Source organism: Ferdinandcohnia sp. SAFN-114 (assembly GCF_059415045.1).
Map to the genome: position 1 here is coordinate 64,707 of NZ_JBPFDQ010000016.1, position 9,043 is coordinate 73,749.

Below are 9,043 nucleotides of genomic sequence, written 5' to 3' on the forward strand. Positions count from 1 at the left end.
GAAATAATACCTTTAACTTTAATGTAATTTACAAAATGAGGTGTCAAATTTGAAAACGAAAACGATTTATGTTCTCTTCCTAGTTTTAACCCTCCTTCTTACGGCTTGTGGTTCAAACACTAGTGATGAAAACGAAAATGAGAAAGAAGAATCTTTTACAATTGGAGTCATTCCAGTCCAAACAGTTGGCGAAATGGAGACAGCGATGGATAAGCTTCAGACTGTATTAACGGAAAAATTAAACCGTGACGTGTCAGTTGAAGTGTATCCAGACTATAACGGTGTAGTAGAGGCAATGAATTATGACAAAATTGATATGGCCTATTTTGGTCCATTAACCTATGTTGTGGCCCACGAAAAAAGCGGTGCAAAAGCGATCATCACCCAATTGATTGATGGTGAGCCATTTTACCATTCTTATATCATTACTCATAAAGACAGTCCTTTAAATTCGATAGAAGATTTGGTCGCTAACTCAAAAGAAATTGATTTTGCTTTTGGTGATATTAACTCAACCTCAGGCTCTCTCATTCCTTCTATCGAATTACAAGATCAAGGTGTGTTTAAATCTGAAGATGAGCACAATTTTAAAACGGTTCGATATACTGGTTCACATGATGCCACAGCCTTAGCGGTACAAAATCAACAAGTCGGTGCAGGAGCTATCGATAGTGCAATCTATAATCAGTTAGTTGAATCTGGAAAAGTAGATGGTTCGTTAATTAAAACAATTTGGCAATCTGAAAAATTGTTTCAATACCCATGGGCTGTACATAAAGATACTGATGACGAAACCATTCAAAAACTTAAAGATGCCTTCTTAGCCATTGAAGATGAAGAAATATTAGCAGCGTTTGGCGCGAGCGGTTTTACAGAAGCAACGGATGAGGACTATGAGAGCATCCGGAAAGCTGCAATCAAACAAGGAATTATTAATGAATAGAGCTGATTCATATGTGGTTTAAACGAACTACTTTTCTAACTGTAGTTCTATTGGTTATTGCAATTTTTGTTAGTATGAGATTAACCGAATTCGACTTATCAAAATTTCGTGATTTTCGAAATATGATAGATTTTCTTTCACAATGGTTTCCTATTGATTTTACAGCATTACCTCTATTGTTATGGGATAGTGCTGAGACCCTTGCGATGGCATTTCTAGGAAGTTTTTTCGGGCTTATCATCGCGTTACCGATTAGCTTTCTTGGGGCCAAGAACACCTCTCCATCGGGCATAATTTACAATGTAGTCCGGATCTTAATGAGCTTTGTCCGTTCAATACCGGAAATTGTGTTCGGATTGATTTTATTAACGGCACTGGGGCTTGGCCCCTTTCCTGCTGTGTTAGCTATAATGTTTCACAATATAGGTGTTCTTGGAAAATTAATTTCCGAATTGATTGAATCAGCTGAACCCGGTCCACAGGAAGCGATGAGAGCTGTTGGAACAAAAAACTGGTTAGCATCTCTTTTTAGCATCCTACCGCAAATTTGGCCAAATGTCTTATCACAATATTTTTATCGGTTTGAGGTTGCGATCCGCACTTCCCTCATACTCGGATTTATTGGAGGTGGCGGAATTGGGCAGCGTCTTTTTAATGACTTTAAAAGTTTTCAATATTCATCTGTATCGTTGGACGTTTTACTCATCATGGTAATTGTCATTATTGTGGACTCGTTTGGAAGTTATGTTCGGAATAAAGTGATTTGAAGTTGATAAATCTGTACAAAGAAGCAATGACGCTTTGAATGGGGTATGTGTGTAATGATTGAGTTGAAGGATGTAACGGTGTACTATCCAAATACAAATAGACCTGCATTGAAAACAGTAAATCTTCACCTAACTGAAGGAGAATTTGTGTGTGTGCTTGGTAAAAGCGGTGCGGGTAAATCAACGCTTATTCGTTGTATGAACGGTCTTCAACAGCCAACAAGTGGTGAAGTATTTTTTGATGGAGAACGATTTACAAATAAAACGAGTGAAGAACAGCGCCTCGTACGGAGAGAAATCGGAATGATTTTTCAGCATTTTAACCTCATTCCCCGCTTGACCGTATTGCAAAATATATTTACAGGGATGTTTGGTTATCGGAGTTCTATGAGGAATTTACTCGGGATCTTTTCGAACGAAGAAATTGATCAAGCAAAACGTGTGTTAGGAGTTGTCGGTCTTTCTGAATTTGAAAATCGTCGGATTGAGCATTTAAGTGGTGGTCAAAAGCAGCGTGTTGGAATTGCACGCGCTTTATTACAAAAACCTCGTGTGTTTTTAGGAGATGAACCGGTGGCAAGCTTAGATCCAGGCACGGCTAATCGTATAATCTCTTTATTAAAGGAATTGCATGAGCGCCATGGTCTCCTTTCCGTTATGAATCTACATGATGTTGAATTAGCAAAACAATTTGCTTCAAGAATTATAGCTCTAAAAAGTGGTGAAATCATTTTTGACGGAAAACCTGAACATTTTACAGAAGAAATTTATAGACAAACATACCATTTATGAAAAATATCCATTGAGAGGAAGTAATTGTTTTCTTTTTCTTGAATTGATATAATTTTTTATATTAATAGAAAAGAAGGTACATGCTTTGACGAAAAAGAAATTACAATATTGGCTTATTCAGATCCTTTTGATTTTAACGATTATCTATGTTTCAACGAAAATTACCTTTCTATTTGAACCAATTGGTGTGTTTTTCTCTACCATCTTTTTCCCAATTTTGATTACTGGATTTCTTTATTTTCTATTAAATCCTGTCGTCAAATTTCTACATCGCCATAAAGTTCCAAAGAGTATAGGGATCATCATTATTTACGTAGCGTTTTTTGGGTTAATAATGTTAGCAGTCGGAAACTTAGTCCCGGTTATTACAAAACAATTTTCCGCCTTAGGTAATGCCCTACCTGGTTATGCCAACCAAGTGATGGACTTTTTTGAGAATGTAACAAAGTCCTCGGAATTTAAGTGGATTCAAGATGAACAACAGGAACTTTTAAAAACGATTGAAGAAAAGCTAATTGCTTTTGCAAATACTCTTCCAAACCGTATAACCGGTGGTATAACGCAAATTATTGGCTTTGTGACGAATATTGCAATTATTCTTGTGACTGTGCCGTTCCTTTTGTTTTATATGTTCAAAGATGGCGACCGTTTCCCTCAAGCAATTGCAAGATTTTTTCCTACCGATTATAGAGACGAGGCTTTAACCATCTTAAAAGAAACCGGTGAGACACTCTCTGCTTATATTCAAGGGCAAGTTACTGTAGCTTTAGCAGTTGGAACCCTATCATTTATTGGGTATTTAATTATTGACTTACCGTTTGCACTTGTTATGGCATTAATTGTTGCAGTGACGAATATTATTCCGTATGTCGGACCATTTCTCGGTGGTGCACCAGCAGTCATTGTTGGTTTATTTGACTCACCTGCGAAAGCATTGTTAGTCGTTTTAGTGATTGTCGTCGCTCAGCAAATTGAAGGGAATGTGCTTTCTCCACTTATCCTTGGTAAAACATTGGATACACACCCTGCTACGATTATTATTCTTTTACTTGCAGCTGGAAATCTGGCAGGAGTATTAGGAATGATCCTAGCCATTCCAACCTATGCGGTTATCAAAACGATTGTCATCAATATTGTGAAGTTCCTGAAAGCCAAGAAGAAGGCCGAACTAACAACAGATGTCTAAATAAAAACCACGGGACTTATGTTCCGTGGTTTTTAGTCTGATAAAATATTTTTAAGGTTAAAATCTCTTGCTATTAATTCATAGGATTTGAGTCGATCCTTAGGAGAATGTGTAATGGTTACGATCATTAGTTCATCGGCTTGATATGCTTGTTGAAGCTCAAAGAGTCTATTCTTCACTTCCATTGGGTCTCCAATGATGACTTTTTGTTTCATTTTTTCAAAACCCTTGTAAAGATTTTCCTTTTTTAGGTATTCCTTCGCTTCTGAAATGGAGGGGATTCCCCCGCTACCTTCTTTCTTATCTCTTTGCTTTCCCCATATATAAGAACTTAACGCAATATCTTCGGCTTTTTCCTGTGTTTCAGCACAAATGGCAGAAACTGTAACAATTACTTGTGGCTTGTCTCCTTCTTTTCGCGCTATAAAGTTTTTACGATATTCTCTCACAATCTCTTCGCCGTCATTGTCGCTCATAAATAACCCAAAGGTGTAAGCTAGCCCTTTTTCAGCAGCAAGTATAGCGCTCTTTTTGCTTGTTCCCAAAAGCCAAGGAACTGGCGGTGTTTCTGGGATTGGAGCAGCTTTTACGTTTGCAAATTCATGGCCAGGTGGAAAATCACGATGTATGAAATGTAAAAGCATATCAATTAAATCGGGCATTTTCCAAACCTGTTGCAAAAAATTATCAGATAATGCATTGGCCGCTTCTGCTGAACCACCAGGAGCCCTTCCAATTCCGATGTCAATACGACCGGGAAAAAGTGTTCCGAGCATGTTGTAGACCTCAGCTACTTTATAAGGTTTATAGTGAGGGAGTAAAACAGCGCCAGAACCGATTCTAATTGATTTGGTATGAGCTCCAATATAACCAAGCATCACCTCAGGTGCAGGACAGGCTAATCCTGTTAAGTCGTGATGCTCAGCAATCCAATATCTAATATATCCTAATCGCTCCCCTGCTTGGGCTAGTTTCATTGATTCCACCAATGCTTCTTGTGGTGTTTGATTTGCAGAAATGGGAGCTTGATCTAAAATACTTAATCGCATATTTTTGACTCCCTTCTATTCTTCTATTTCACAAAGAGTCAGTCTGAAAAGTCCAATCTGTTCTTTTTCATAAAGATTCGTGATAGAAGTTGAGTATTCCTGGAAATTCACTTTACAATCTATATGTTGATCTGGCACTTTTAAGTGAAAAATTCCTTTGTATAATAATGTTGTTACATCATGGTATTCTTCGGTTGTTACGTTGAAATTAACTTTCACTAACAATAACCCATTTTTTATTTCTTCATCGTAATCTATAATGTTCAATTTATAATCGTCTAAGTAAATTTCGTTAACCATTGTCAGCACTCCTCTTTACTATTTCTTATTTCCATTACAATGAATAATCCTCCATAAAATTCTTTACGTTCGATAATTTTTAATCCATTTTGACTCACGAGTTTTTCTGTTTCCCGATTTAAACAACATCCATCACATACTTTTTTCCAAGCAGGGGTAAGCCAATCCTGTAGTTTTGATAAAAATGGATTTCTCATTTTTACATGCTCAAACATGAGAATTGTTCCATTTGGTTTACAAACCCTTTTCATTTCTAGTATCGCTTTTTCAGCGTCTGGAATCGTGCAAAACACAAGTGTTGCTACTAAAGTATCAAATGTTTCATCTTCAAAAGGTAAGTTTTCAGCACCTGCTTGAACAATGTCAATCGGCACAATAGCTTGTGATTTATTGTTAACAGCTCTCTCTGTCATTAGTGGATTAGGTTCGATTGCGGTGACACTTTGAACGTTCTGGTAAAGCGGGAAATTGATACCTGTTCCTGAACCTAGTTCGAGTACTTGTCCAGTTGCTTTTTTGAGCAAACGGCGACGAATTGAGATGAATTTTCTTTTTTCAAGTGGTTTCATAAAAAAATCGTATAGCGACGGAAATAATGAACTCATTCTTTCAACTCCATTAGCCTCAATTACCTAGATTATATAATAAGAGGGTTATGATTTTCGAATAATTGGTATGCAGTAGGAACATGTAATGCTAAAATGGGTAAGATAAAAATAACCTTGGTTAAGGAGTTGTATGTTTTGAGATTCCAGTGGAATTTAATTTTAGGACTATTATTTGCACTTATTGTAGCAATCTTTGCGGTAGTGAACGTTGATTCTGTTAGAGTTAATTATGTGTTTGGTTATTCAGAAATCCCGCTTATTTTAATTATTTTGGGTTCAGCCTTACTCGGAGGCTTAATCGTGGGCATGTTTGGGATTCTTCGTCAATATAGGCAGCAACGTCAAATTAAAAAGCTAGAGAAAGAAATTGAACAACTTAAGAGTATAAAAGTTGAGGAAAAACCAGTAGAGAAAAAAAGTAATGATTCTTCAGAAAAGGCTAATGAGGACGAGTCGGAGAATCAAAATCAATGATGACATTATTAGGTATGAAGAAGTTATTGGTTGTCATTTATAAGAGTTATGTTCTTCATCAGAGTGATGAAGAACATAATGTCTGCAATTTAAAACAGTTATGATCTTCATCGAGTTTATGAAGAACATAAAGGCTCATATTTAATTGAGTTAAGATCTTCATTAAGGTTATGAAGAACATAATGGTTGAAATGTAAAAGAGTTATGATCTTCATCAAGGTTATGAAGACCATAAAGGCGGAAATGTAATAGAGTTATGATCATCATCAAAGATATGAAGAACATAATGTCTGTCATTTAGAAGAGTTCTGTTCTTCATCAAAGTTATGAAGAACAGAAAGGCTGAATTGTAAAAGAGTTATGATCTTCATCAAGGTTATGAAGAACATAATGTCTGTCATTTATAAGAGTTCTGTTCTTCATCAAAGTTATGAAGAACAGAATGTCTGATATTTAATAGAGTTATGATCTTCATTAAGGTAATGAAGAACATAAAGACTGCCATTTAAAAGAGTTATGATCTTCATAGAGGTTATGAAGAACATAAAGGCTCATATTAATTGAGTTAAGATCTTCATCGAGGCAACGAAGATTATCATAGTTGCCAGTTTTAGAAGAAATTTAGTCTTCAACTTATGGTTACCGTTATTTTACCTTCACCACATCCGCCGGCTCCAATAACCCCATTTCTAAGCAAGTTTCAAGGAGCAGTGCTTTTCGTTCTTTCTGAAATTGAATTTCAATTCTTTCACCAGTAATCGACAAGATTGTTCCGTGACCAAATACACGATGCTTTACAGCCATTCCCTCTTCGATGTCGTCTCCCCTTTTAATCGCATTTGGATTATAAGGGACTACCGTCTTTTCACGTACCGGCTTCTTCTTTTGTACTGCCTTTTCGACTCTAACCGGTGGAGAGATGATATTTTTTACATTTGCGACAAATCGTGAACCTGTAACGTCTTTCCCATTTTGTTTTTTATAGGATAATAGTTCGAGTTCCTGTTCCGCGCGTGTCATTCCTACATAAAACAACCGGACTGCCTCTTCCATTAAATTACGGTTACCCTCTTTATATGCATTAATCTCGTCATGTGAAGGAATCACACCTTCTATCAAATCAATCATATACACCTTTTTAAACTCAAGCCCTTTTGAACTGTGAAAAGTAGAAAGGGTAATGGCATCTTTATTCTTATTAAACTTTGACGTCTTTAATAGATTTTCTAAATGCTTTAGTCGTTCAGCGAATTGTTCCATTGTTTCAAGAGTATCTGCTATTTCCTCAAGTGTTTGAAGCACACCAAATAAATAATCCGTTTTAAATCCAAGCTTCTTACTCATTTCTTTAAGTGTTTTATCGTAGCCAAGTTGATTTCTTATGAGTTTTATCGCCTTAAGTGGCTTTGTCCCTTTCATTTGTTGGAAAGTTTTTTTGCATGCTTGAATTTGTTTTATTTGATAGTCTTTTAAACCTTTATTTTGTAGCAGTTGATCGAAGATGGATTCCGTTGGCTTCTTTTTTGCTAATCCGAACAATTGTTCCCTTGATAGAAAAAATCCACATTTCGTATATATTTGTTCAAAAATATCGATTCGTTTATCTGTAAACGTCATTCTCATAAAATTTAATACATCTTTAACGACCCAATGCGAAAAGAAACGATTATCTGAGTCTTTGATATAAAAGGGAATTTGACTCCGATCAAGCTCATTGATTAAATTGATGGAAGATGAATTATTCCGATATAGTACAGCGACATCCTTCTTCTCGTCTACACGATCAATTTCTTGGACAATGTATTTTGCTTGAAACCGATAATCCTCAAATTCTTTAATCACAATCGGCTTTTGATTCGGATTTTCGGTGAACATATTTTTATCATAGCGGTTTTTATTTCGCTTGATAAAACGATTTGCTACATGAACAATATCCTTAGACGAACGATAGTTCTGTTCCATTTTAAGGATAACGGCGCTTGGATATACTTTTTTAAAATCAAGTAAATACTTCGGCTCCGCTCCTCTCCAAGAATAGATCGATTGATCATCATCCGCCACAACATATAAGTTTTGGTGGGGCTTCACTAGTTTTTCAATAATCGCATGCTGAACAAGCGAGGTATCTTGGCTTTCATCTGTTAGGAGGTAATCATAGCGATTTTGATATTTCCTCAGAATAGGTTCATCATTTGAAAATGCATCATTTGCTATCGTCAGCATATCATCATAATCAAGTAAAAGATGATTATGATTTGCATTCTTTATCTTTTCATATTCCTCAAAAATGGCTTCGACTAATGGAATATCACACTCAATCTTATCCCACTCATCACGAGGAAGTAGCTTGTTTTTAATATAACTAATATAGGTGGTTAACTCTTCAAGCTGTTCTTCCGTAATGTTCTCACCATTCAATGATTTAAAAATTTGCCGTAACAGTTGTTTTTTATTAGGTCCACCTTCTTGATTTCCTTCAATTAATTGATATGAAATTTGTTGTTTATACAAATAATCTCGTACGACCTGGAATGCCAAACTATGAATGGTTGAAAAATCCACTGTGTCTAGGGATTGTTCCGGGAAGAAGCGAGCAAATCGATCTTTCATGTCAGCTGCGGACGCACGGCTAAAGGTTACAGCCTTAATTCGTGAAGGATGGACTCCTTCTTCTTCAATTAAATACCCAATTCTCATAATGGTTGTGGTTGTTTTACCCGAACCAGGTGATGCTAATAAGAGCAAAGGTCCCCTTCTATGAAGGACGGCCTGTTTTTGAACATTATTTAATTGGACACCAAGCTGTTCCTTTTTTCGATGAAAAAAGCTTTCCCCTTTATTCATGTTATGGACTAACCTAAAATAGTGAGACAATATAAAACACCTCCAAAATGGCAATACTTGAGATAAGTATTGTGACATTA

At 36.2% G+C, this 9,043-nt stretch carries 9 protein-coding genes; 5 read left to right on the top strand and 4 right to left on the bottom strand.

Features of this window, described 5'->3' with window-relative positions; translation table 11 throughout:
• Positions 1–49: 49 nt before the first annotated feature.
• The 4 genes from phnD to ACR65M_RS07445 all read left to right on the top strand — a co-directional run bounded on the left by phnD (position 50) and on the right by ACR65M_RS07445 (position 3,688).
• Complete coding sequence (phnD, locus tag ACR65M_RS07430; protein WP_440272984.1) at positions 50–943, top strand: phosphate/phosphite/phosphonate ABC transporter substrate-binding protein; 894 nt, start codon at positions 50–52, stop codon at positions 941–943.
• Between the two features lie 11 nt (positions 944–954).
• On the top strand, positions 955–1,710 hold the full coding sequence (gene phnE, locus ACR65M_RS07435) for a phosphonate ABC transporter, permease protein PhnE (protein WP_440272985.1): 756 nt from the start codon (positions 955–957) through the stop codon (positions 1,708–1,710).
• A gap of 54 nt (positions 1,711–1,764) precedes the next feature.
• Complete coding sequence (gene phnC, locus ACR65M_RS07440; protein ID WP_440272986.1) at positions 1,765–2,502, top strand: phosphonate ABC transporter ATP-binding protein; 738 nt, start codon at positions 1,765–1,767, stop codon at positions 2,500–2,502.
• A gap of 85 nt (positions 2,503–2,587) precedes the next feature.
• The gene (locus tag ACR65M_RS07445; protein ID WP_121448585.1) at positions 2,588–3,688 is read left to right on the top strand and encodes an AI-2E family transporter; all 1,101 of its coding nucleotides are present in this window, start codon (positions 2,588–2,590) and stop codon (positions 3,686–3,688) included.
• A gap of 32 nt (positions 3,689–3,720) precedes the next feature.
• Here the strand turns inward: ACR65M_RS07445 and ACR65M_RS07450 are convergent, their stop codons facing one another.
• The 3 genes from ACR65M_RS07450 to ACR65M_RS07460 are packed head-to-tail and all read right to left on the bottom strand — an operon-like array spanning position 3,721 to position 5,642.
• Positions 3,721–4,737, bottom strand: coding sequence for an LLM class flavin-dependent oxidoreductase (locus ACR65M_RS07450; RefSeq protein WP_440272987.1), 1,017 nt, complete (start codon positions 4,735–4,737; stop codon positions 3,721–3,723).
• 15 nt (positions 4,738–4,752) lie between these two features.
• On the bottom strand, positions 4,753–5,037 hold the full coding sequence (locus tag ACR65M_RS07455) for a DUF3219 family protein (RefSeq protein WP_440272988.1): 285 nt from the start codon (positions 5,035–5,037) through the stop codon (positions 4,753–4,755).
• Positions 5,038–5,039: 2 nt separating this feature from the next.
• Entirely contained in the window at positions 5,040–5,642 is a 603-nt protein-coding gene (locus tag ACR65M_RS07460; RefSeq protein WP_440272989.1) for a class I SAM-dependent methyltransferase, read from the bottom strand.
• Between the two features lie 138 nt (positions 5,643–5,780).
• Between ACR65M_RS07460 and ACR65M_RS07465 the strand changes: the two genes are divergently transcribed.
• A complete protein-coding gene (locus ACR65M_RS07465) occupies positions 5,781–6,119 on the top strand; it encodes a LapA family protein (protein WP_440272990.1) in 339 nt (112 codons plus the stop codon).
• Positions 6,120–6,764: 645 nt separating this feature from the next.
• On the opposite strand, the gene ACR65M_RS07470 is transcribed toward ACR65M_RS07465, so the two are convergent.
• The gene (locus ACR65M_RS07470) at positions 6,765–8,963 is read right to left on the bottom strand and encodes an ATP-dependent helicase (RefSeq protein ID WP_440272991.1); all 2,199 of its coding nucleotides are present in this window, start codon (positions 8,961–8,963) and stop codon (positions 6,765–6,767) included.
• Positions 8,964–9,043 lie beyond the last annotated feature (80 nt).